17 protein-coding genes, 1 tRNA gene and 2 pseudogenes are annotated in these 22,410 nt (G+C 59.0%); 12 read left to right on the top strand and 8 right to left on the bottom strand.

Features of this window, described 5'->3' with window-relative positions:
* Positions 1-118: 118 nt before the first annotated feature.
* The 3 genes from CP49_RS21840 to CP49_RS21830 all read left to right on the top strand — a co-directional run bounded on the left by CP49_RS21840 (position 119) and on the right by CP49_RS21830 (position 2,330).
* Complete coding sequence (locus CP49_RS21840) at positions 119-487, top strand: hypothetical protein (RefSeq protein WP_197423179.1); 369 nt, start codon at positions 119-121, stop codon at positions 485-487.
* A 318-nt stretch (positions 488-805) separates the two neighbouring features.
* Positions 806-1,261 (top strand): VOC family protein, encoded by a 456-nt coding sequence (locus CP49_RS21835; protein WP_057852258.1) that lies wholly within the window; start codon positions 806-808, stop codon positions 1,259-1,261.
* A gap of 697 nt (positions 1,262-1,958) precedes the next feature.
* Positions 1,959-2,330: a hypothetical protein gene (locus CP49_RS21830; RefSeq protein WP_057852257.1), complete on the top strand. Its 372-nt coding sequence runs from the start codon at positions 1,959-1,961 to the stop codon at positions 2,328-2,330.
* Positions 2,331-2,944: 614 nt separating this feature from the next.
* Here CP49_RS21830 and CP49_RS21820 read toward each other — a convergent pair.
* The gene (locus CP49_RS21820) at positions 2,945-4,333 is read right to left on the bottom strand and encodes a PAS domain S-box protein (RefSeq protein WP_057852255.1); all 1,389 of its coding nucleotides are present in this window, start codon (positions 4,331-4,333) and stop codon (positions 2,945-2,947) included.
* A 1,200-nt stretch (positions 4,334-5,533) separates the two neighbouring features.
* Here CP49_RS21820 and CP49_RS43070 point away from each other — a divergent pair.
* Complete coding sequence (locus CP49_RS43070) at positions 5,534-5,794, top strand: PAS domain-containing protein (protein WP_276326848.1); 261 nt, start codon at positions 5,534-5,536, stop codon at positions 5,792-5,794.
* A 513-nt stretch (positions 5,795-6,307) separates the two neighbouring features.
* Here CP49_RS43070 and CP49_RS21810 read toward each other — a convergent pair.
* Complete coding sequence (locus tag CP49_RS21810) at positions 6,308-7,867, bottom strand: PAS domain S-box protein (RefSeq protein ID WP_197423178.1); 1,560 nt, start codon at positions 7,865-7,867, stop codon at positions 6,308-6,310.
* Positions 7,868-8,024: 157 nt separating this feature from the next.
* Positions 8,025-8,143: transfer RNA gene (locus CP49_RS44915), tRNA-OTHER, on the bottom strand.
* Positions 8,144-8,289: 146 nt separating this feature from the next.
* Between CP49_RS44915 and CP49_RS21805 the strand changes: the two are divergent.
* Positions 8,290-9,729: pseudogene (locus CP49_RS21805) on the top strand (IS1182 family transposase).
* A gap of 399 nt (positions 9,730-10,128) precedes the next feature.
* On the opposite strand, the gene CP49_RS21800 reads toward CP49_RS21805, so the two are convergent.
* Positions 10,129-10,995 carry a hypothetical protein gene (locus CP49_RS21800; protein ID WP_057852252.1) on the bottom strand — a complete coding sequence of 289 codons (867 nt, stop codon included), beginning with the start codon at positions 10,993-10,995 and terminating at the stop codon, positions 10,129-10,131.
* Positions 10,996-11,274: 279 nt separating this feature from the next.
* Here CP49_RS21800 and CP49_RS21795 point away from each other — a divergent pair, with 279 nt between their 5' ends.
* Both CP49_RS21795 and CP49_RS21790 read left to right on the top strand, forming a co-directional pair.
* Positions 11,275-11,850 carry an alpha-ketoglutarate-dependent dioxygenase AlkB gene (locus CP49_RS21795; RefSeq protein WP_245310799.1) on the top strand — a complete coding sequence of 192 codons (576 nt, stop codon included), beginning with the start codon at positions 11,275-11,277 and terminating at the stop codon, positions 11,848-11,850.
* A gap of 57 nt (positions 11,851-11,907) precedes the next feature.
* Positions 11,908-12,297 (top strand): annotated as a pseudogene (locus tag CP49_RS21790) (DUF763 domain-containing protein); the annotation flags it as partial.
* A gap of 54 nt (positions 12,298-12,351) precedes the next feature.
* Here the strand turns inward: CP49_RS21790 and CP49_RS21785 are convergent.
* On the bottom strand, positions 12,352-13,338 hold the full coding sequence (locus tag CP49_RS21785) for an alpha/beta fold hydrolase (RefSeq protein WP_057852249.1): 987 nt from the start codon (positions 13,336-13,338) through the stop codon (positions 12,352-12,354).
* A gap of 208 nt (positions 13,339-13,546) precedes the next feature.
* On the opposite strand from CP49_RS21785, the gene phaP reads away from it, so the two are divergent.
* Entirely contained in the window at positions 13,547-14,185 is a 639-nt protein-coding gene (gene phaP / locus CP49_RS21780; RefSeq protein WP_057852248.1) for a phasin family protein, read from the top strand.
* 752 nt (positions 14,186-14,937) lie between these two features.
* On the top strand, positions 14,938-15,390 hold the full coding sequence (locus CP49_RS21775; RefSeq protein WP_057852247.1) for an SgcJ/EcaC family oxidoreductase: 453 nt from the start codon (positions 14,938-14,940) through the stop codon (positions 15,388-15,390).
* A 144-nt stretch (positions 15,391-15,534) separates the two neighbouring features.
* Here the strand turns inward: CP49_RS21775 and CP49_RS21770 are convergent, their stop codons facing one another.
* The 3 genes from CP49_RS21770 to CP49_RS21760 all read right to left on the bottom strand — a co-directional run bounded on the left by CP49_RS21770 (position 15,535) and on the right by CP49_RS21760 (position 18,893).
* Entirely contained in the window at positions 15,535-16,272 is a 738-nt protein-coding gene (locus CP49_RS21770) for a LuxR family transcriptional regulator (protein WP_057852246.1), read from the bottom strand.
* Between the two features lie 406 nt (positions 16,273-16,678).
* Positions 16,679-17,116 (bottom strand): hypothetical protein, encoded by a 438-nt coding sequence (locus CP49_RS21765; RefSeq protein ID WP_063791738.1) that lies wholly within the window; start codon positions 17,114-17,116, stop codon positions 16,679-16,681.
* A 1,045-nt stretch (positions 17,117-18,161) separates the two neighbouring features.
* Complete coding sequence (locus CP49_RS21760; protein WP_057852277.1) at positions 18,162-18,893, bottom strand: Crp/Fnr family transcriptional regulator; 732 nt, start codon at positions 18,891-18,893, stop codon at positions 18,162-18,164.
* Positions 18,894-19,304: 411 nt separating this feature from the next.
* Between CP49_RS21760 and CP49_RS46715 the strand changes: the two genes are divergently transcribed.
* The 3 genes from CP49_RS46715 (at position 19,305) to ku (ending at position 22,161) form a co-directional block, all read left to right on the top strand.
* Positions 19,305-19,520 carry a hypothetical protein gene (locus CP49_RS46715; RefSeq protein WP_082646152.1) on the top strand — a complete coding sequence of 72 codons (216 nt, stop codon included), beginning with the start codon at positions 19,305-19,307 and terminating at the stop codon, positions 19,518-19,520.
* 33 nt (positions 19,521-19,553) lie between these two features.
* The gene (locus tag CP49_RS21755) at positions 19,554-20,645 is read left to right on the top strand and encodes a sensor histidine kinase (RefSeq protein ID WP_057852244.1); all 1,092 of its coding nucleotides are present in this window, start codon (positions 19,554-19,556) and stop codon (positions 20,643-20,645) included.
* Positions 20,646-21,135: 490 nt separating this feature from the next.
* Positions 21,136-22,161 (top strand): non-homologous end joining protein Ku, encoded by a 1,026-nt coding sequence (gene ku / locus CP49_RS21750; protein WP_197423177.1) that lies wholly within the window; start codon positions 21,136-21,138, stop codon positions 22,159-22,161.
* Positions 22,162-22,410: the final 249 nt, after the last annotated feature.

The raw sequence follows: 22,410 nt of genomic DNA, 5'->3' as shown, positions 1-22,410 counted from the left end.
GCCTTCGGGGACTAGTGCAAGACCTCTACACTGCGAGCAAAGACAACCAGGCATTCTTGCACGCCCGCTTGAGCTTGGGCCATGATCAACTCCAGCCCTTCAAGGCGAGTATTTCGAGATGGATATCCCCGGACCTAATGAAAGGCCAGTCGGTATCGGTTTCGAAAGCCAAGAAGGCGATTGCGGATTACAAGAAAGCCGTCGGGCGCTCGGATGGAATAGCGGAATTGTCGATATTTTATTGCGAGGAGGCATTCGGCTTCTAGAATCCTACAGCATGGAAGATGAAGGCTATTTTGCTGCTTTGATCCGCATGTACAAACGGTCTCTCGAAATCGTATCAAGCCTAGCTCCTGCCCAGCGTATGATCTACCTCGAGCGTCTCGACAAGCTTAGATCACGCGGGACGAACGTCGGCTGGGCGATCGAAGAAGGATTGGATAGCCTTTGGTACGCCGCTGCTCTGGACGAGCGCCAGGGTGAATGAAGCCTCATCCTGTCGCACGAGGTAATCGATTGGGAGCGGGGTCGCCGGTAGTGGAGCTTGCGCAGCAGGCAGGTCGCCACCGGATTAGGTGTTAGAATCAGGTCAGTTTTTGGGTCAAAGCGGACTTCGCATCGGGCTCGGCGGCAAAGGACCTGTAGCGATTGACCCGAAGCAGACTTCGCCGCAGGCCAACCCGCCTACCGTGCGACGGAGCGAGCTGGTAGCCTTGCAAGAGCGGGAGGGCCGGTTGCTGGCAGCTCACCCGCAGACGTATGGCCGCGCGGCCGAGCGCACGCGTGGATTACAGGGAGTAACAATATGATACTCAATCCGGATCATGTTACTATCGCGGTGGCAGACGCCGACGCGGCGATCGAGTTCTTCGCGCTACTTGGCTTCAGAAAAGATCACGTCGCGACGATCGACGGTGGCCTTCCCGCCCGGTACATGGGCATGCCGGGCATGAAAGCGCAGCATATCACCCTCGCACTTGAAGGAGCGGCTTATCCTTTCGAGATCCAGCTGCTTGAGTTTGAGCCGATCCCAGGGACCGATCCGGGTGCGCACCCGACAAATCTGAGAAAACGGGGCTTCAATCACCTCGCGTTCCGCGTCGACGACATTGAGGCCGTCACCGCGCACCTCGTGGCCAACGGCGTAACCATGCTGAGCGACGAAATGGACTACATCAGCCGAAAGCTACGGCTCTTCGAGGGTCCCGAGGGCATCACCCTCGAGTTGGTGCAGCGGGGCGGCTCAGACGCTTCTGGCTAGGTCCTCCAACTAGCGACTCGCCGTTACCCGAGCAATCCGTGATGTCGCCTTCCGCCGCTATCGAACACGGTATCTGCTTGTGGCCGATACTGTTGCAAAACTCGAAAGTTGCATCAGTCCGAATTTTTGGTGAAACCTTAAAACGCGAGGCGATCGACGATTCGGATAACCTCAATCGCGTTAGCGAAGTCGCCTATGAGTTTAGCGTGAGGCGATGAGGTCCCTCAGATCTCTACACGAAAATCGCGCCTGCGGCCCTCAGAATTTTTGACACCTTCGGCAAACGACTTTTGCAACACAATCGGCACCCGCCTATTGTGAGAATGTCCGATCGCCGGGGTAGACCGGAAGTCGCCGTGGCCCGGCCAAGCCGACGTTAAACATCATCGGGACCACGCCGCTGATAGCTGCGAGCACGGCTGAGATCGCCCGCCAGAGACGATGGCACTGCGACCTTCTGGCCGGCGACCAAGAACGTGCTGTACAGCATCAGGACAACTGTCTACCGTTTCACTAGTTGGCCACCTTGAAGCTGTCCATGAACCGGCGACGTCCGAAGGCGCGGCTCGTCGTCGTAGCGGCAGGTAGAGCGCCATCGGAAGGCGTAATCTCATAGGTTAGATGCTTTTGCCAAGCGCTGTGCAAGCGGCGTCTGCGGCCGCGAACGCGCTTGTGTGCGCAAACAAAGGAGACCATCATGAGAATACCTGAAATTCTGCAGGGCGAGGCACGGACCCGCTTCCTCCAAGGTACCGCCTTCGGCGCTGTTGCGGCGATCTCGATCGGATTTATGTGGGGCGGCTGGATCACCAGCAGCACTGCCAGAACCATGAGCGCAATGGCAGAGAGCAGCGGTCGGATGTCTGTCCTGGTCCCATTGTGCGTCGCGCAGTTCACGGCGGCTGACGGCGCCGTCGCCAAGTTCAAGGCGGCGGGCTCATATTCAAAGGACAATGTCATCGGCGAGTACGTGAAGACTGTTGCCTCCACGAGTATGGACTATTCATTCGCCAGAGCCTGCGCAGCGGGCGTAGAAGCTGAACTCTCAAAGACGGCGACAAAGAGCTGAGCGGTCGGTCGCCAAGATAGGGATCCAGCGAAATGAGCGGTCACAAGCCCGGACGGCCTTCTTATCTTGTCTACTGCTTGTTGGCAGTCATCCTGTTCGGCAGCTATGCGCTGCAATTGGCTTTCAGGATGACAACTCCGCAACGATGACCCCGAATCTGATCTTCAATCGCTGACGTCTTGCACTGAGAGCTGCACCGGCAGCCGACTATGGGGAAGTCGGTTATGTTGATTTGTTGCAAAAGTCGACTGCCGTCGATGAGGGTTAGCCATTTCACAAAGAGCGGCCGGCTTTGAACCGCCGGACGCTCCTTACGCAACTACAACGTACGCGATGCACAGAACGTGAGTAGGTCGTGGTCGGGCGACAGCGATGCGAGTCGTCGCAGATTTTGATCGTTGTCGGTTAGAACAAAATCGTCCTGGGCGCCTTGCGGGCCGCGTAGTCGAAGCCGACCGAGCCTCAGGATGCACTCCCAGTGCCTGAACCGTATCACCATCTTCTTGCGCGCCCGTCGCGACTGCTCGAGCCCTCGGTGCCAGCGAGCGACCGGGCAACTCTCGGGCGTGCTCGCGTCGGAAGCAACCGTCGGCATGGTGCCCTGCAGGGCGATGTCACGGGATGCCATCGCCGCGTTGCGGCAGCATGCATGCGATGTGGCAGCGCACTCCTGCCGTGTTGAAATCGAGGATCGCCGTGCCGCCAAACTGCCGCGCCAGTCCTCTTTCGATGAGGTCCGAGCCGAACCCTCGCCGCGTGGGCTTTACGACGGGCGGCCCACCCGTTTCCGCCCAGTCAATCGTCATAGAGTCGGGTGAGGGGCTCCGCCACTCTATGCTGATGCATCCTTGAGGGGTGCAGAGTGCGCCGTATTTCGCGGCGTTGGTGGTGAGCTCCTGCAACGCCATGGCCAGCGTTACCGCCACCTCAGAACCGAGCCGGATCTCAGGGCCTCTCAGGCGGAAGCGCTCTCCTGCCGCATCTTCATAGGGTGCCACGGTCTCGAGGATCAGGTCACGCAACAATACGCCAGTCCCGATTTCCCGCGTCAGCAGTTCATGCGCGCGATTGAGTGCCATGAGCCGCCCTTCGAACGCCTGCGAAAAGCCATTGAGATCGGTTGCCCTGCGCCGGGTCTGCATAGCCACGGATTGGACCGTCGCCAGCATGTTCTTCACGCGGTGGTTCAATTCGTCGAGCAGCAGTTTCTGACGGGCCTGCGCGCGTTTGAGTTCGGTGATGTCTTGCACGACGCGGATGCCGTAAAGCGGCTGGCCGTGATCATCCCGCACGATCGAGGCGGAGACGGCCACCCAGATTGTTGTCCCTTCTTTTCTGAGGAATCGTTTCTCGGTCTGGTACGTGTCGGCCCGGCCGGAGACAAGGGCTGCGAAATGGTCCATATCCGGGCCAACATCCTCGGGATGGGTAATCGAGCCAAAGCTGCAGTTCAGCAACTCGTCGGCTGAATAATTCGTGATTTCGCAAAACCGGGAGTTAGCCCTGAGAAACCGACCCTGGAGATCGACTTCAGCAATCCCCGCAAAGGCGCGCTCATGCGTTGCACGCAGGCGCTGCTCGCTTTCGCGCAGCGCGGTTTCCGCTTTCTTCAGGTCGGTGACGTCGAGGGTAAAGCAGCGGGTGTTGATGAACTGGCCATCGCGGAAATGCACGTTGGAGCTGATCAGCACGTGCTTGATCGAGCCGTCCTTCGCCTTGAGCCTCGCTCCATACTTGTCGAGCTTTTCACCCCGGGCTAGGCGAGCGAGAATGTCGCCGATCACGGACTTATCGACGTGGAATTCCGCGATATGGCGGCCGACGTATTCCTCGCGTGAGTACCCGAGAAGGTCGAGTTCTGCCTGATTGACACGGAGGATGGAACCGTCCGAGGCGACCCAGTGTAGCCCAACAGCGCCGTTCTCAAAGAAATCCTCGAGGTCACGCTGGCTGCGCTCGAGCGCATCCTTGAGGCGTCCTGGTTTTTTGGATCTTACCTCCATAGCCCTTAAGTGCTCGTGCACCCTTCGTGTTTGGGGTGTCCAGAGTGACCTAGCGTCCCTCTATCGACCGATCTGCGCTCCAAATTCTCCCGCTGCGCCGCGGAGCAGGTCCCAGACCAGGTCCGCGCCGCACTCTGCAACCGACCCGAATGCCCTTCCAGGCTCGCCCGGCTTGTATAGCCACACCGAATCCCCGCCGATGACATTGATGTAGTACCGGAGGCCTTGCGCGCGCCGCCCGTCGAGCTCGGCAAGCCAAAAGTCGGCGTGCGCGTGGTTTGTCGAATGCGGGTCAAGGTTGAGGTCTAGCCGGAAGGCCACGCGCTCCGGCTCAAGCTCCGCATTGCCTTGTTCGATCGCTGGGACAAGAACCCGAGCGACCCAGGCTGCGCCGTTCTGAAATGCCGAAGTGGGTCCAATCCCGGGGCGTGCGGGGCCACCGAAATGGCCCCGTCCACAGGTGAAAGCATCACGCACTGCGGACACAATCAAGCTCCATTTGTTCGGCGGACGTCGTCCTGCTTACGTCGGTGCCGACCCGAGGCCAACGAGTAGAATGCAAAGACGTTCCTGCGCCGTCCCTTCGGCCCGCGCTAGGCCGCACCCGGATTGCTGCAGTTTGGCCGCGGATCTCCACAGCCTAATGTCCTAAGGCACACCCGGAGTCGCTGCTGGGCGTCACAGAGCCGCTCGACCTTCCGCCGGCCGTCAACCCTTGCGAAACATTTCGTCGTTGATCGTTCCGTAGAGTTTGAAGCCGATCCATATGCCGGCAATCATGAACGGCAGTGCGGGACCGTACAATTTGAGGTCTCGACCGTGTAGGACCCTGCGATGAGTTGCGAGATCGAGATAATCCCAAATGCCCCAAACAGCACCGGCTGAAACACGGAGCGTTGCTTGTTCCCTTGACCATCCGCGCCACTGGCAGGAGATGGTTGAGATGATCCCGCCCACTGCGAGGGGAACTCGGCGCGGGCGCGCTGCGTTGGCAAAGGGTTAATTCTATAGCCGTCGGGGGCCGTCAAATAACGTCGAGCAATCGACGCCGGCCTTGATCGGGTCGAGTTCGTCCAGAGCATCGGTGGTCGGCGTCTTTGCCGTTCGGGGTGAGCATCCGCAGATGTCAGGAGCATCGATGATCGAAGTTGACGACTTGCGAGCGCGCCCGGTGAAATCACCGCCGCCCAGTGACGTCAGATCGTCAACGGCGCGACTGACACGGCGGTCATCAGCACAGACCAACGAGGCATCGTCACCAGCTGGAACAGCGGGGCAGGCTGCATTTTGGGCTGGAGCGAACCCGAGATGCTCGGCAAGTCACTGGGCCGCATCTTTGCCGATGGCGACGGGCAAGCGCGTTTGAGCCGGAAAATGGAAGATGCGATTGCCCACGGCACGGGCGGCGGCGAGGAAGGATGGCGCGTCCGCAAGGACGGGAGCCGCTTCTGGTGGTATTAAAAGAGAATCCCTAGAGCCCACACCACCTAGAGGTCGATCAGCAGATCAATGAGGGATTGGTGCCAGCGCCACCTTGCTCAGCCACTTTCGTCGGAAAGCTTGTACCTAAAAGGCATGACCTCGCACGTGTCGGTCTGCATGATCATGTAGCCGCCCCTACCTCAGCGGCACCTAGATGAGCTGGTTGATAAGACACTGGCCCCCTGCGGCCACCGCAAGCAACATTACCACGCGCGTGCACTCGTCGCGGGCCGCTAGAGCGGCCCCTTTGATCGGTGCGCCAGAACTCTGGGTTTGATCCCGTGCGGACGTAAGCGCCCGATCCGAAGATGTCGGCTCATGGGGGGTAAAGCGGACATAGCGTGCCCGCCCACTTAGTTCCGGAAATGACCGGTCATCAGGCTGCCGGAGCTTCATCAACGAAACTTATGGCCTATCATCCCGGATAAGTCGGCATCGCGTGGCTCCGCTCGCTCGTCCGTCGGCGAGGACAGAGGAGCTGGGTGCTCTGCCTCACGTCGGAAGAGCGATTTCGCACACGAGTCCTTCGGCGCGCCAGTCGAAGCGCATCTCACCCTTCAGTTGGCCTCGGATCATGCTGTCCATCACGCGCGTGCCGAAGCCATGACGCATCGGTGGCTTGACCGGCGGGCCACCCGCCTCGGTCCAGCGAAGAACGAGGCGTCCATCTGACGCGCACCACCACTCGACCTGAACATTTCCTTCGGCTACTGACAGAGCCCCGTATTTGGCCGCGTTGGTCGCAAGCTCGTGCAGGGCAACCGCAACTGTCTGAGCGATGTCCGGCCGCATAACTACGTTAGGACCATCAACGCGCGCGCGACCCTTCCCGTCTCGACGGTAGGCGGCAAGCTCCTCCTTGACCAGACTGTGAAGCTCGGCTCCGGTCCAGCGAGATTCCACGAACAACGTGTGGACGTTCGCTAGCGCCTGGATGCGACCCGTTATTATGTGCTTGAGACCTTCGGGTGTGTCGGAGTCGGAAAGATTCACGATCGCCTGCACAGTCGCCAACACGTTCTTGGCTCGGTGTTCGGCTTCGCGAGCGAGAACGGTGATTTGCGCCTCGCTGCGCTTGCGCTCGGTAATATCGCGGGCGATTTTCGACGCGCCAACGATTTTGCCTTCCGCATTCTTGATAGGCGAAATGGTCAGCGAAATATGGACCGGGCTTCCATGCTTGCGCATACGAACTGTTTCATAGTGCTCGACGCGCTCACCACGTCGGATACGTTCGAGAATCGCGGGCTCCTCCTCATGCCGATCCGGCGGAATTAGAATCGTGATCGGTTTGCCTATTACTTCCTCGGCTGTGTAGCCGAAGATGCGTTCCGCGCCCTTGTTCCAAGTAACAATTACGCCGTTGAGATCTTTGCTAACGATGGCATCGTCGGAGGACTCGACGATGGAGGCAATTCGCTGCGTCGCGTCTTGGGACAGCAACGTCTGATAAGCGGCCGCTGCGAAGGTGCCTAGGCTGGTCATCACGCGTAGGTCTTCTGAGTCGAAGCGACGACTCGTGTCGTGTGCGACGACCCAGATTGTGCCGACTGCCTCACCCTTGATGTAGAAGGGAATCAGCAATCCTTCCTCAAGGACAGGCTTGATGGATGTCCAATAGGGGAAGTCGAGTTCGGGATGTGAGCATACCATCGCGACGTTTTGGTCAAGGACCGTGCCGCACGGGCCGAAATCGCGCGGTGTTCCTCCGTCTATGTGAGAAGCCCACTGTCCGGCGATAGCGCGCCAGTGAAAATTGCTCTTCTGGTCGCCGTCCTCCAACAGGCTGAGCCCGGCGGAGTGCGCACGGCACAGGGTAAGGGCGGTATCCGCGAGCTTCTGCAAGATACCTTGAGGCGACGAGGCCATCGACTGCGCCAAGGCGATTAAGGCGTTGCTCTCGGCTTCATGGTCGGGAGCACGCGACGGCCGCCGACGCAACTCAGCCGTGGAGAGCATGGACCGTAAGTCAGGTGTGTCGAGCGTTCTGCCTAAAGCCGCTTTGAGCTGCCCTGCCGGCTGCTTGGCCTGCTCTGGCCTCTCTTGAGACACAATACCTCCCGGATTAGCCCGCCGACCCATCGGGCCGCATAATAAGCTTCCAGACCGTTCGCCGGCCACCCCTAATCTATGCGCAACAGGTACGCCCTCCGGTCGTCCTGGATCAGAACGGCGCGACGCTGAATGCCCTATAATTGCGGAAAAAAAGTGGGACGGGCGAAGGGAATCGAACCCTCATATGCACCTTGGAAATTACATAGGATGCGGCTCGGCGATGCGGAAAGACAATCGCGATGTCCGGTCCTGGCACCTTTGAGACATGCCCGCCCGTGCTGAGAATGTCCGTTCAACGGGCTAGACCGGAAGTCGCCGTGGTCCGGCCAAACTGACGCAAATGACCCTGGCTGTGTGAAAACGCGCGGATTGAAGTGATTTTCGGAGTATGATTCCTACGCGATTTGCGGGGGGATCGGATGAAGCGCTTCATTGAGGGGCTGGATCGCGGGCAGAGCACGCTGTTCCCCGAATGCTTGGAAGACTGGATTGGCAAGGATAATCCCGTTCGGGTGATCGACATCTTTGTCGATCCACTCGACCTTGCCGAGCTAGGGTTCAATGGGGTCGATCCCGGGAGGACCGGTCGGCCTTCGTATCATCCCTCGGCGCTGTTAAAGCTCTATATCTACGCCCATCTCAACCGGGTTCAGTCAAGCCGTCGGCTCGAGCGTGACGCCGAGCGCAACGTTGAGGTGATGTGGCTTACGGGCCGGCTCGTTCCCCGATCACAAGACGATTGCGGATTTCCGCAAGGACAATGGCCGTGCGATCCGCAAGGTGTGTGCACGCTTCGTCGAGCTCTGCCGCGAGATGGGCCTGCTGACGAGAGCCAGCGTGGCCATCGACGGCAGCAAATTTAAAGCCGTGAACAACCGCGATCGGAACTTCACCCGCGCGAAGGTGGAGCGGCGCCGGGCCCAGCTTGAAGAGAGCGTTGCGCGGTATCTCGATCAACTCGATACGGCCGATCGACAGGAGCCATCCGAGACGCTCGCGCTCAAGACGGCGCGGCTCAAGGAGAAGCTCGCGAAACTCGAAAGTGAATGCAGCGCCTCGCAGCGATCGAGAAACAGATACTCACCTCGCCCGACCAGCAGATATCGCTGACCGATCCTGACTCCCGCTCGATGGCGACGAGCGGCCGAGGCTCTGGCGTCGTAGGCTACAACGTCCAGGTCGCCGTGGACACCAAGCATCATCTAATCGTCACGCATGAGGTGACCAACGTCGGCACCGACCGGTCGCAACTCGCCAACGTGGCCAAAGAGACGAAAACGACGCTGGCAGCCACGAGCCTCGATGTCGTCGCCGATCGCGGCTACTACAGCAGCGGACAAATCTTGGCGTGCGAGGAAGCTGGCATCACGGTCACGCGGCCAAAGCCGATGACTTCGAACTCAAAGACAGAACTGCGCTTCGGCAAGCAGGACTTCCGCTACATCCTCGAGGAGGATGTTTACATTTGTCCGGCGGGAGAGCGGCTCGCCTACTCCTTCACGACCGAAGAAAACGAATTGGTCCTGCGTCGCTACTCGACCAACGCCTGCCAGCGCTGCGCCATCAAGCAGAGCTGCACCACCGGCAAGGAGCGGAGAATCACCCGATGGGAGCATGAACACCTTCTCGAAACCGTTCAGCGTCGACTCGACGAGCATCCGGAGAAGATGCGTCAGTGGCGCGAGACGGTCGAGCATCCCTTCGGCACCATCAAGGCCCGGATGGGAGCAACTCACTTCTTGATGAAGACGCTGCCACGGGTTGCAGCCGAGATGGCGCTTCATGTGCTGGCTTACAATCTCACGCGCGTCATGAATATCATCGGTATCAAACCGCTCATGGCGGCGATGAGGGCATAATCGTCGCAGATATGCATTCGTCTGCCCGCGAAGAACCGCCCAAGACGCTCATATCCGCATTAGGCGCGCGGCCTAATCGAAAAAGCCACCAAACTCGGCAAAATGATTGCGCCCGCCATGGCGCCAAACTCGCGACGCGTCCATGCTTCCGCTAGGACGTTTTTACGCAACCAAGACCCGTAACGGACTCGCACCCGCTTCGTTGAAAATTCAGTATTCGGCGAGATGAAAACACCCTGAAACTTTGCCGCCAGCAAACACCGCGACCACCTAACGTCAATGCTATCGCTGTCTTTCATGCGCCTTGGGGCGTGACTTCGACTGCCATTTGAGTCTGCAGAAGCCGCCCCTCACCTCGCCCTCTCCTCGCAAGAGCGGGGAGAGGGAGAAGAGACGGCGCTACGGCAGCACCGTCTGCCGCCGTCGATCGAGCGCCTTCGACCGCTCCATCCACTCCGGCAGGGGCGCGCCGTCGCGATGCCGTCCGCCGGCGCACGCGGCGGCCCAGGCGGCTACGGCGCCGAGCAGGATCGCGGTCGCGACCGAAAAAGCGAGGATGACGGTGCTGCGCCGCGACCGTGCAATGGCTGTCTTGGCGTTGGCAATGACACTGTCGACCCTTCGCTCGGCATCGGGCGCGGCAAGTCCCGTGAGCGCGCCGACCTGCTGAATGAGATAGGTGCGGTCGTCCGCGCTCAAGCCGCTATGACTTGAGGTGGTGAGAAGGATACGGCCAGCTTCGGCGCGCTCGGCGCTGAAGTCGACATTGGGTGCACGGCGGCCGGCCCGAAACAGCCGGTCGAGTTCATAGCTCAGCACCGGCTCGGCCGCGCTGGCCTGCGCCGGACCGCGCATTGATGACGTGCGATTGGTGGTGGCCGCGCCGATCAGGGCGGCGAGGATGGCCCCCATGACCACGGCGAGCGCCCAAGTGCCCAGGCCATGGGCGCCGTCAACGTATTCTGTTTCCTCCACGGCAGCCGGGCCGGTCGAGGTACGGGTATGTCCGGCGATGTAGCCACCAAGGCCAAAGCTAACCACGGCCTGGATGATCAAATAGAGACCCGACAGGATCGCAAGCGCCGCAGACGCATCGCGCCATGTTGGCGCCGTCGACGTAACGCCGAGGCCGATCGTGACCGCAAATGTCAGCAACACCGAGGAGAGCGCAGTTGCCGCAAACGCGCCGAGCACGATCGGCGACCATTGCAGGAAGCGCGGCGCGATATCGCTTCGCGCCGTCGTCGTGACGTTTTCCATCGACATCTCCTTGACGTTAACGAAGGCCGAAGAAGGACAGAATCGCCAGAATCACAACAATCAAGCCAACAAGATAGATAAGACCGTGCATGGCTTCCTCCTTACGTCCCGCCCCCTTTTCTCAATCGACAATCGGCCGCAACTAGCAAAGTTCCTCCCGTTGGCAGGGAAAAGTGGTAACCGGCGGAGCTGCGAGTGCCGTCTCGTGCCTCTGTTGTCGTTTGATCTGGTCGCTTCGGTCCCCATATTCGGGCTATGCGCAACCCCCCATTTGAGGACGCTGGCTTGACCGAGCAGCTCGCCCTTTTCCCGCAAGCTACGGCCGTGCCGGACGGGCTTCAGTATGTGCCGGAATTTATTTCGCCGGCGCTTGAGCACGAGCTCATCGGCCATGTCTCGGCCCTGCCACTGCAACCGTTTCAGTTCGGCGCCTTTGAAGGCAAGCGCCGGGTGGCGTCGTTCGGGTTCCGCTATGATTATACGCTGCAGCGGTTGCAGCCGGCCGAGCCGATCCCCCTTTGGCTTGGCCCACTGATCGAAAAGGTTGAGGCCCATGGCGGACCCTCGACGCGGATCGCGCAGGTGCTCTGCACCGAATATGACGCCGGCGTCGGGATCGGCTGGCACCGCGACAAGCCGCATTTCGACCGGATATTCGGCCTGTCGCTTGGATCGCCGTGCAAGTTCCGTTTTCGGCGCGCCGTCGGCGAAAAATGGCAGCGCTATACGCTTGAGGCCGCGCCGCGCTCGCTCTACATGATATCGGGCGAATCCCGACGCGTTTGGGAACACAGCATTCCCGCCGTGGAGGCGCCGCGTCACTCCATCACCTTTCGCACGATGGCTGATCGAAAGACCTAGCAACGCCGACTTTCAGCTCTGATAGACTGGCGCTCTGTTCAGGCTCATTAGGATCGAATGCTAAGACGTACCGGCAGCGCCGACCTACCCCTGCATGGCGGGCGCGTCCCGCCATGGCTGGTGACGCGCATGTCTTCGCTCGGCGCTATCATCACGCAAGCCATCGTGCATCACTATGGCCGCGACGAGTTTTTGAGACGGCTGTCGCATCCGTTCTGGTTCCAGTCGTTCGGCGCCGTGATGGGAATGGACTGGCATTCGTCGGCCATCACGACCAGCGTCATCGGTGCGCTGAAGCGCGGCCTGAAGCCGATGGAAAATGAACTTGGCCTCCGTGTCTGCGGCGACCGCGGCCAGCACTCGCGCAAGACGCCCGACGAGCTTCGGTTGATCGGTGAACGCATCGGGTTCGACAGCACACCATTGATCCGCGCCAGCCGGCTCGTCGGACACCGCGCGACAGCCTGAGTATTTCGCAGACGCGGACGATTTCACTCTCTCCTAGCTGCGGTCCTCCTCCCGCGACGAGATGATTCGGAACGGCTGCTCGAGGCAAACATTCAGGTTGTCGACTGCCTGCGCTATGGTGCCACCATCGGCATAGGTCACCATGTGCCCGGCATCATTCACGAGGTGGAGGTCGGAGCGGCTGAGCACATTGTGTAGACGTCTGGCCTGTTCGGGTTCGATAATCTGGTCCCCTGTTCCGTGGAAAATATGGACCGGGCACCGAATGCTTGAATAGCGAGACTGCAGTCGCGCCGCTTCCGGAATGAGAAACGCACTTTCCTCCGCGGCCGCCCTCAATTGCTTCGGCCGGAGCGTCAGGGAGGCTGGAAAGTGATCCTTGAAGTCCTCTGGAACGGAGCGGGGCGCAAAAAGCTTGCGAAATAATGCCGGCAGAATTGCCCATGAGATAATTGGCGCTACCGTGTAGCGAGCCAGATCGCCCAATACCGGTACCGCGGGACCTGACATCATCCAGAAATCCCACCGCCAAGTCGGAAAGTAATAACCGGAAGCAAGCACCAGGCCACGGATCGGGTAGTCATTTTGATATCCGATGGCGACAGCGACCAGCGCACCCCATGAGTGGCCTAGCACGATAGGATCGCGCACCCCGAGTTGATTAAGAGCCTTCACGACCAATGCCGCCTGGGATGTCGCAGTCCAGATGCGCGCGCGTGGCCGTTGGCTATATCCGAAGCCTGGCCGATCAAAGCATAGAACCCGGTTGCGGCGGGCTAGATGATCCACGAGTCCGCTGATGACGAAATCCTGGATCATCGAGCCGTTGCCATGGAGCAGGACCACGCTCGGCGCTACCGGATCACCACGCTCGAGGTAATGAAGTCGCACGCCTTCGCACTCGATGAAACTGCCAATGGGCGGGTTGTTCCGTTCAGCCATGAACGAGAACACGATGTTCCCGATCACTAGAACAAAAATGCCAACAACGATGACGAAGACAATTTCAGCAGAGAGCATTTGCTGGGCCTCGCGACGTGAGTAGCCAGCCGATTTTCCGCAAGCCGAAGAGCCACTCTGCAGCATAACCGGAACATGTAGCGGTCGTTCCTAAGCGACATCGAGGATCGCGGAAAAGACTGGCGGGCTTAGGAACGGTCTCACCCAGATCGCGTTCTCGGCAAGGAGCTGGGGCAAGTCATCAACCTGCAATCAGCGGAGAACAAAGATGGCAAATCCACGCCAGGAGGACAAGGCTACGCAAGGCATGGAAGAGGCAGCCCGCCGCGCCGCCGAGAGGGCTGCTGAGCAGACCACCCGTATCGGACAAGCTGCAGCCGATCAGACGGCGCTTGTCGGGCAAGCTGCGGCTGAAGCCGGGGAGGAAGTGGCTCGAGCAAGTGCGAACCTGCTCAAGCAAAACGTCGAGACGTTGCAGAACGCATGGCGCTTCGGCCTGGAAGCGGCGACCTCGGCAATGGGACGGTCTACTGAGCAATTTGGTCGCACGCTCGGCGTGTCAGGAGAAGGAGTGCAACAGGCAACGGAGGCAACGGAACGGTCGGCACGCAATGCGCAAACGCTGCTTTACACTGGCGCCGCTGCTGCCAAAGTGATGGGTGGAATGTCTCGAGAGTACTTCCAGATGGTTCGGCATCAAGTCGAGAAGAACATGGACCACATGAACGAGTTGTGGACCTGCCGAACTCCGCAGGACTTTGCAGCCGTACAAAGTGACATGATGCGAGAGACCGTGGAAACCGCCCTGGAGAGCAGCCGTCGGATAGCCGACATGTCGCTCAAAATGGCCGACGACGCCGGAAAGCAGATCAAGCAAGGTATGGAAGAGATCCGGCGCACCGCCTAACCCGGCGTACAGGTTTCGACTTTGAAAAAGAGCGGCTGCTGTCAGCCGCTCTTGCCGTCCTGGGCGGTGAGATTTTGATTCAAGCCAACGCATAGATCAAATATCGGTCTTACGATAAACGGCGCGTCCCGCGCAGCGGGCCGTCCTCGCATCATCTCGCCTAGCATGCCCTCGCGAGGTTCTGCCCGTTGGCGGGTATGAGATGCCCTATCTCACGGGCCGGGTTTCCTCCTCAGGCGTGAACCGCTGAACCTCGTTGGCCAGCGGCTCATTTTTTCTAAGCACTCGGGAGCAATCACAACGTTGAAGACCTGGAGGCAACCAGCAAAATCGTCGCTGATGGCGAGCGCGAGCTCGTCGACAGTATGAGCAATGGGCGGCACAAAAACAACCAGGCGTTATTGTTTGCTCAGTCCGGATCATCCCACTTGTGTGGGTGATCGGCGAGAAGGTTCTTGCGCCGGCTCGGGTGGCCACTTCCGAATCTAATGCCGCACCATCGCCTCGCTCTTCCCACGACCCTCCGCGCACCGACGAGAAGATTGATGAGTTATGGCACCATTGAGACATGCCCTCCTATCCTGAGAATGTCCGTTCACCGGAGTATACCGGAAGTCGCTGTGGTCCGGCCAAACCGACGCGAATGACCCACCTCGGAAGTCGCCCGGCGATGTTGCTTACGACGCTGCGTACTGACACAATGCAGTTTTCAATCGGAAGCCAACCCGTTCTGATAGTATCAGGAGGAGGCCATGACCGTACTCGGACGAGTCTTGTTGGTGGCGTTGTTGGCGATGGCTCCAACTCAGGTGTTCGCAGGTCCCGAGGAGGAGACGGATGCTTTGTTTGCCCGCTGGAAAGCTGCTTACGACGCCAACGATAATGTTGCCGTCGCTAAGCTGTATGCGAATGACGCGATCCTCCATGGCACCAGGAGCAGAGATCTAACGTTGGGGCGCGAGGCAATCACGCAATACTTTACCGTGGTAGTCGGCACCGGCAACAAGGTCGAGTTCGTGGAGAAGCAGCTGAGGGTGATCAATCCCACAACCATACTGGCAGTCGGCTTCAACGATTTCATGCGCAACCGCGAGGGCAAACTCGTGCCAGAGCCCGCACGCTTCACAATGGTTCTTGTCAAAGAGGGCAATGATTGGGTCATAGCCCATCATCACTCGTCATTGCGCCCACCGCCCAAGCAGTGAAGTTCGGCGCTTGGCACCTTTGAGACAAGCCCGTCTATTCTGACAATGTGCGTTCACCGGGGTAGACCGGAAGTCGCCGTGGTCCGGCCAAACCGACGCAAATGACCCAAGGCGGACGCATATGCTCAGCTCCGCGTGGCAGCTTCATGGTTGAATGATCTTGTCGCGAACGGCGATCATCACAGCTTGAGTGCGGGTCACTGCACCAAGCCTTCGACAAAGATGCTTGATGTGTTCTTTGACTGTTCGGCTGCTGATGTGAAGCGCCTCGCCAATCTCCCACGTTGACTTGCCGTTGGCGACCAATGTCAAGATTTCCCGTTCACGCGGCGTCAGGCTTGCTTTGTGCCGCGCAGGCGAGCCATGAAGTTTGAGGATTCGGTCAAACGCATAGATCGCCATGAGGTGCAGGGCTGACAATTGGTGCTCCGGCAGATCGAGCGTCCGACCTCCGAACCATATTTGACCCATCCTGCCTGCAGTTGAAGCGACCGGGATTAGGAAACCATCCAAGATGCCAAAATCCCTCGCACGCTGCACCACTTCAGCGGCGCGAGGTTCTCGCTCGGGATCGTAGGGAGATTCCTTGAACCATCGGAACGGTCGAACCACCGTCTTGGCGTAGCGGAAAGCAGGATCATCGCGCACATAGTCTCTTTCGATGTAGAGCTTAAGCCACTCTTCCGGTAGCCGGTTGGAAAGCAGGACATCTTCAAGAGACTCTGTCGCAGTGGCAAGGAAGCTGACGCAATGGTATTCGAATCCGTGTTTTTTCAGAGGCGCGCCCATCGCATCCATAATCTCTCCCGTGGTGGAAAGACGCTCGATGTCTTGAACGAACTCAAACGCACTGCGGCGGATATCAGCGACACGTCGATCCATCTGACAGGTCCTCCCGACACATCCGAGCCTACACCAGGACCGGCAAAAAGGAAGAGCAGTCCTCCGAGAGATCGGCTCGCTTATCTGCGCACTCGTAAGTCAACAGCCTGATCTAGATCGGGGGGCCATGAAGCGCTGAAGTTCGCAACGCGATGCGTGTGGCGTCCTTACCGCGAAGCCGGTCATTGCTGTGGTGCATGAGTCCGCTAGTGGCACCTTTGAAACATGCCGTCGGCATCCGAGAGTGTCTGTTGATAGGGGTAGACCGGAAGTGATTGGCGACTGCCAAACCGTCGCTTTCGACCCCAAAGCTGACCCTTCCCGGTGATTGGGACAGCAGAGCGTTTGTTGGAGCCGGAGCCGTTATGGGTGCGAGGTGGAGGAGAAATTCCGTCTCGCAATCTCCTCAGGCAGGTATCAGATTAATGACTCGCATGATAGCGGCGCTATTGCCTATGTTTTCAGTGTCTTCTGGCTCACCTTTGACACAGGTCCATACGTCGTTTTTTTTGACCGTGAACGCGTGGCCATCCCGATGATCTATCCGCATTTCACCGTCGAGGCATAGGCAAATCATGTCGTTTTGCATGGCGTCACTCTTTTCCGTTGCTTTCGGTTGTGAGACCACGTCAACGACCTTAATTCGCTTATAGGTTGGGAGTACCGAGTCGCGTCCGTGCATCGCTTCGCGCTCGCTTACCTCCACTACCCGGACACCCGGGGCGATCTCCTTGCCTTCATCGGTCCGGTAAGGCTGAGCCACCGTTGGATCGGCTGCAACAACAGCAGTTCCCGCTGTCGCGACGCCGAGCATAAGAGCAGATCGCCGGTTGATTTCACCCATAGTTTCCTCCCGACTTGGTTTGTTGACCGTCCACGAGACGCGGGCGGCATCGAGCATTCGATGCCCGATCGGAAACGCTGTCAAAGCCGATTTTAAAAAAGAACTCAGGTGCTGCTTTCAAAGACACGTGAGGATGGCGGAGGACAGCCAGAGCTTTGAAGAGGTGAGGCCCGTTCAATAAGAACTCGTCAGCCCAAACTGTGATGCGTCGACTTTTGGGGGTCAACGCGGAGCGCGCGATAGCTGTTCGCGTCCGCTTTTCCCTGGGGCTACAATGCGCAGCTTTCGCTGATGGGCCCGCGTGAAGAAGAACCTTGTTCCTTGCTTCAGCCGCTTCCTAGTGGATGGCAGCATGTCCGCTGTTGGCAGATACTGTTGCAAAAGTCTTTTTGCGGGATGGGACTCAAATTCTCCGAGCCGCAGGCGCGGCGATGAAAAATGATGTGGGGGACCACGCCTCCATGCGCCAAACTCACAGGCGATTCCGGTGGCGGGTTCGAGGCCGCATTGATCGGCGACTATCGCTTGTTTCGTTCTTTGGCGGAAAATTAGCCGCAGCGCCTTTTGGGACTTTTGCAACACTATCGGCACTTAACGGACCTTCCGAAGCGGCCTGACTATGGCAGTTCATCGCGGCAAAGCAGACTTCGCAAAGCGCCCGCCGAAGTCCGAAAGTGACCCCCTCAGCAGACATGGAGGCTCATACCGTTCGGTGCCCATGCGCCGCCAGGTACTATCCGTATTTGCCCCCGAATGTCCTAAGTGGCCGTCCTCAATCGACCTTCTTGAATGCGTCGAGCGGACGCAGCGAATATTGGAGATGGACTTGGCCCATCTGCTCAAGGGGAAATAAGTTCGTGGAACTGGAGCCCCGGCAGGTTACGTTGTTTGGCCAGATAGGCTTGGATATCAAGGTTGGAAATGAACCTGCCTGATCCTTTCAAAGCAGCCATCGAGCCCGCTCAATATTATCGTGACGTTTGTTTAGAAGCTGCGGGAACCGCCAAGTACAGCTTCATGGCGCGAGAACACCAGCGCCTCGCACTTACAGCGGCGATACCTTTTTAAGATGAAGATAGCGAGGGTCAAACGTTCCAATCTTGACCAGCTCGTCCCAGTTCTTGATCGTGAGCACGCCATCGCGAAAGTCCACGCTTCCGGTGGTGCGCAGTTGTTGGAGGGTGCGATTGACCGTGGCAATCGCCATTCCCAGCGTCTCGCCTAGTTGAATAAGGTTAAGCGGTAGATTGAGTCGGTTCTGCTCGGCCGCTCCAGAGGCACGGGCCCGATAGAACAGTTCGCAGAACAGATGCGCCATTCGCATCTGCACTGGTCGTGAGCTGTTGTTTGTGATGGCCTCACGGAAAATGGCTGCATCTATCAAGGTTTCTCGCCACACAGCGAAACTGAGCTGAGGTCGCGCCTTGAATGCCTTCACCATGTCACCGTGCGGAATGAAGGCAACGACGGCGCTACCCATTGCGCATACTGTGTGGTCCATTTGATCGATAAATAAGCCCTGTGCGTCCGGCATGTCGCCGATGATGTGAAAGGACAGATATTGACGACGTCCGCTGCCCCGCAGGTGGTATCGCCCGACCATTCCGGAGAGCACGAGAGCTGCGGCGTTTGGTCTGTCGCCTTGGCGGATCAAATCACCGTTCGGTTCATATTGCCGCACTACATATGACAGCTTCGCAATCTGTTCGACATCCTCTTGGACCAGCTTGGAATGTTCTCGCAGGTTTCGAGCTAATATTCGGTGCGTAAGCTCCACGATAAAACTCACTGTTTCGTATCAAATGATCCGGCGCGGATGACCGCCACGGAATACAACGGGGAACCCCTTGCCGGGTTTCTATCGTTTGCAATGCGGCAAGCCTCGACAATCCCGGCCCGGCGCGGCTGTAAGCCCTCCGCAGGTCTTCGAAACGGAAGCCATTCTATGCCTTACCGCCCGTTGCTGACCCGCATTCAAAAGCTCCGATCCGGGGCGGAGCCTCATTTCAAAAGCATTGAGGATGGATTCAAAAGCGGACGGCTCAAGCTACCAGCCAGCCCATGAGCGATCTCGAGCTGGCCCGTGCGATACGGGAGTTTCAGGCTGGGCCAGTCTCCGACTGGACACTGCGGAAGCCCGGCGCCGCTTTGAAGGCACCTGAGCGATTACGACAAGGACGGTAGATCAATGAACGAGCAGCCGACCATCAAAAGAAATCGCGTTAAGCACGCACTCACTCTTGAGGAGCGTCTGCTCGAAGCTTCACGGAAAGCGCGGGACACAGCGCGCAAACTACCCCCCGGAAAGGAACGAGCAATGCTGCTTCGATCGGCGCGCGAAAGCGAAGCGGCGGCGCAAATCAATAACTGGATATCGCCGCCCAGATTGAAGCCAGCGAAATAGCTTTTACACGAGCATCTGAGTGAGGTTGCGCGTATGGACGGGGAAATAGTCAGCGACTTCTTGGCGGGGGGCGGCGAGATGGGCGCTTTGACGCGGGGATTTAACTGGTCAAAAACGTCGATCGGTTCTCCAGAAACATGGCCGCAAAGCCTTCGGGTTACCGTGCGGCTCGTTCTCACCTCGCGTCACCCAATGTTCATCTGGTGGGGACCGGAACTCATCCAGTTCTATAACGATGCATACCGTGAGACGATGGGGCCCGAAAGGCATCCAAGCGCTTTGGGAGCACGGGGCCGCGATTGCTGGGATGAGATATGGGACATCATTGGCCCCCAGATCGAGTACGTCATGGCAGGTAAAGGGGCGACCTGGCATGAGGACCAACTGGTACCGGTAACGCGTCACGGTCGTCGCGAGGATGTCTGGTGGACGTATAGCTTCGGTCCAATCGATTTCGAAGGCAAAGTGGGCGGCGTGCTTGTCGTCTGCAAAGATGTCACGTCCGAGCACATGGCAAGGGAAGCGCTGAAACTCATCAATGAGGAGCTAAAGCATCGCGTCAAGAACACTCTAACAGTACTTAGTGCCGTGGCCACTCAGACATTTCGCGACATATCGAGCAAAGCCGATCTCGAAAAGTATCAAGGACGGCTTGCAGCGTTCGGACGAGCGCACGACTTACTTATCGCAGCAAATTGGGCTGCAGCGCCCCTCCAAGATGTGATCAGCACCGCCCTAATCCCTTATAGGACAGATGAAGGCCGGTTTACGGTCTCGGGTCCTCCACTTATCGTCAAATCTCGACAGGCCCTCGCTCTGTCCTTGGCAATCCACGAGCTTGCGACCAACGCTTTGAAGTATGGCGCGCTGACTGTGGCGAGCGGCCACGTGGCGATTACATGGACATCCGAAGATCAGGAGGGTGAGCCCAAGTTTGTTTTCGTCTGGCGGGAGTTTGGTGGCCCACCTGCGTGGGAACCCGCCAGTGTGGGCTTTGGCTCGCGCCTCATTTCTCGAGTACTACAAGACGATTTCAGCGGCTCCGTCGAAGTGTCGTATGGATCAACCGGGCTCATTTGCCGCCTGACGGCCCCCCTTAAGAGTCTAGCGACTGCCCCCGAATAGCGTGTGAAAGCTCTTTTACCATAACCACGGTGGCGCCAACCTTAAGAGGGGCAAGCGCGCTCGCGGGCTCCACGGAGGTCCTCACCTGCTGTCGAGAGTGTTCGAAGACGGTTTACGACTTCCAGTTCTGGCACCTTTGAGACATGCCGAAGCTTGGTATGGATGTCGGCTTTCAGGGCGAGCGCGGAAGTCGGGACATCGCCATACTGTCGCGACTGACCCTGAGCGGACTGCGGGCCGACGATCCGGCCCGCGCTCGCTCGACCAGCTGTCCCATATTCTGACTTCAACGAACGGCATAAGCTCGAATACGGGAGGCATCTTAGCCGGGAAGAAGCTTGGTCGTCGCTGCATCAGCAGGGCCGTTCGGAACATCCTGCAAGAGATGTGGAACACAGGTTGCCCTGAAACTTCCGTCCCTTATGTCCGTTGACTCCGCACCATAGCTCCCCGGCTTGGCTTTTGTACCACTGTTGCGTTGGAGTTTCCGGTGCCGGCGTCCCGACCCTATTGGAAGGGCTATCTAAAGCTGTCCTTTGTCTCGTGTCCTGTCGCGCTCTATCCCGCAATTTCGGCGGCCGAGCGGATCTCCTTCCGGCAGGTCAACCGGCGAACAGGCCATCGCCTCAAACAGAAACTCATCGACTCCGTTACCGGCCAAGCCATAGACGCAGCCGACAAGGCGCGCGGCTATGAGGTCGGCGAGAACGAATTTCTGCTGGTCGAGGACCGCGACCTTGAGCGGGCGCGACGCGAGCGCCCGGCGCCTGGTGAGGTGGAGCTTGCCGCCCCGCCCCTCCGTGAAAGCCCCCCAACCGTTCCCGCCGGCCTTCACGACGAGGCCGCCAAAGAGGGCGCCGCCGACTCTGATGAGGAAGACGGGGAGCAGGAGGAAGTCGTCACTTTCCCGCGGCCGCAGAACACGCGCACAATCCAAATCGAGCGCTTCCTTCCCGCCGGACAGATCGACTCGCGATATTTCGAGAAGCCGTACTACATCATGCCCCGCGACAAGATCAGCCAGGAACCGTTTGCGGTGATCCGAGATGCGATGAGCCGAGAGGCCGTTGTAGGCCTTGCGCGCGTGGTGCTGTCCTCACGCGAGCGGCCGTTTCTGCTCGAGCCGACGTGCCGCGGCCTCCGCGGCGTAACGCTGCGCTTCGCGCACGAGGTCCGAAATGAATCGGAATATTTCGGCGAGATTCCGGAGATGAAGCTGCCGCCCGAAATGATGAAGCTCGCGCAGCACATCATCCGGACGAAGTCGGCCGAGTTCGATCCTGCTATGCTGGAGGATCACTATCGCCGCGCGCTCGTGCGCATCCTGCGCAGGAAACAGGCAAAACGTCCCGTCCAGGCCCCTGCAGTCAAGCCGTCACGTGAGAACGTCGTCAATCTCATGGACGCGCTCCGGCGAAGCGTCGCCGCCGAGCGCCCGGCAAAGCCTACCCGCCGGAGCGGCGCAGCGAAACCGGCCACGGGAAGGCGCGGCGGGCGCCACCGCACTGCCGGTTGACCAAACGGGGCGATAGCTTCAGCAGCGCCCGCTCTTCGGGCCCACTGCCAAACAGTGGCGTTGTCTAGTTCTGGGATCAGGCCGATAGCTTCGTCTCCTAATGCCTCCTTCAAAACCTCGAGGAACCCCCTTTGATCAGAAAGGTTCATTTGGGGGCAGGATAGGAGGCGTGTGTTGCTGGTCGAGCCACCGGATAGCGCACAGGCGATCGTCGATCCGCGGGATGCCGCCGAATCTGCGGCCCTAAGA

Origin of the sequence: Bradyrhizobium valentinum, from assembly GCF_001440405.1 — a bacterium.
GTDB classification, from domain to species: Bacteria; Pseudomonadota; Alphaproteobacteria; order Rhizobiales; family Xanthobacteraceae; genus Bradyrhizobium; species Bradyrhizobium valentinum.
Note: the sequence above shows the minus strand (reverse complement) of the source record. Positions and strands in the feature narration are given on the sequence as shown.

What these genes read in the sequence shown, in the direction of transcription:
- CP49_RS21840 (WP_197423179.1), top strand. Translation starts at nt 119, where the DNA reads ATGGATATCCCCGGACCTAATGAAAGGCCAGTCGGTATCGGTTTCGAA.
- CP49_RS21835 (WP_057852258.1), top strand. Translation starts at nt 806, where the DNA reads ATGATACTCAATCCGGATCATGTTACTATCGCGGTGGCAGACGCCGAC.
- CP49_RS21830 (WP_057852257.1), top strand. Translation starts at nt 1,959, where the DNA reads ATGAGAATACCTGAAATTCTGCAGGGCGAGGCACGGACCCGCTTCCTC.
- CP49_RS21820 (WP_057852255.1), bottom strand. Translation starts at nt 4,333, where the DNA reads ATGGAGGTAAGATCCAAAAAACCAGGACGCCTCAAGGATGCGCTCGAG.
- CP49_RS21800 (WP_057852252.1), bottom strand. Translation starts at nt 10,995, where the DNA reads ATGTCGATGGAAAACGTCACGACGACGGCGCGAAGCGATATCGCGCCG.
- CP49_RS21785 (WP_057852249.1), bottom strand. Translation starts at nt 13,338, where the DNA reads ATGCTCTCTGCTGAAATTGTCTTCGTCATCGTTGTTGGCATTTTTGTT.
- phaP (WP_057852248.1), top strand. Translation starts at nt 13,547, where the DNA reads ATGGCAAATCCACGCCAGGAGGACAAGGCTACGCAAGGCATGGAAGAG.
- CP49_RS21775 (WP_057852247.1), top strand. Translation starts at nt 14,938, where the DNA reads ATGACCGTACTCGGACGAGTCTTGTTGGTGGCGTTGTTGGCGATGGCT.
- CP49_RS21770 (WP_057852246.1), bottom strand. Translation starts at nt 16,272, where the DNA reads ATGGATCGACGTGTCGCTGATATCCGCCGCAGTGCGTTTGAGTTCGTT.
- CP49_RS21765 (WP_063791738.1), bottom strand. Translation starts at nt 17,116, where the DNA reads ATGGGTGAAATCAACCGGCGATCTGCTCTTATGCTCGGCGTCGCGACA.
- CP49_RS46715 (WP_082646152.1), top strand. Translation starts at nt 19,305, where the DNA reads ATGAACGAGCAGCCGACCATCAAAAGAAATCGCGTTAAGCACGCACTC.
- CP49_RS21755 (WP_057852244.1), top strand. Translation starts at nt 19,554, where the DNA reads ATGGACGGGGAAATAGTCAGCGACTTCTTGGCGGGGGGCGGCGAGATG.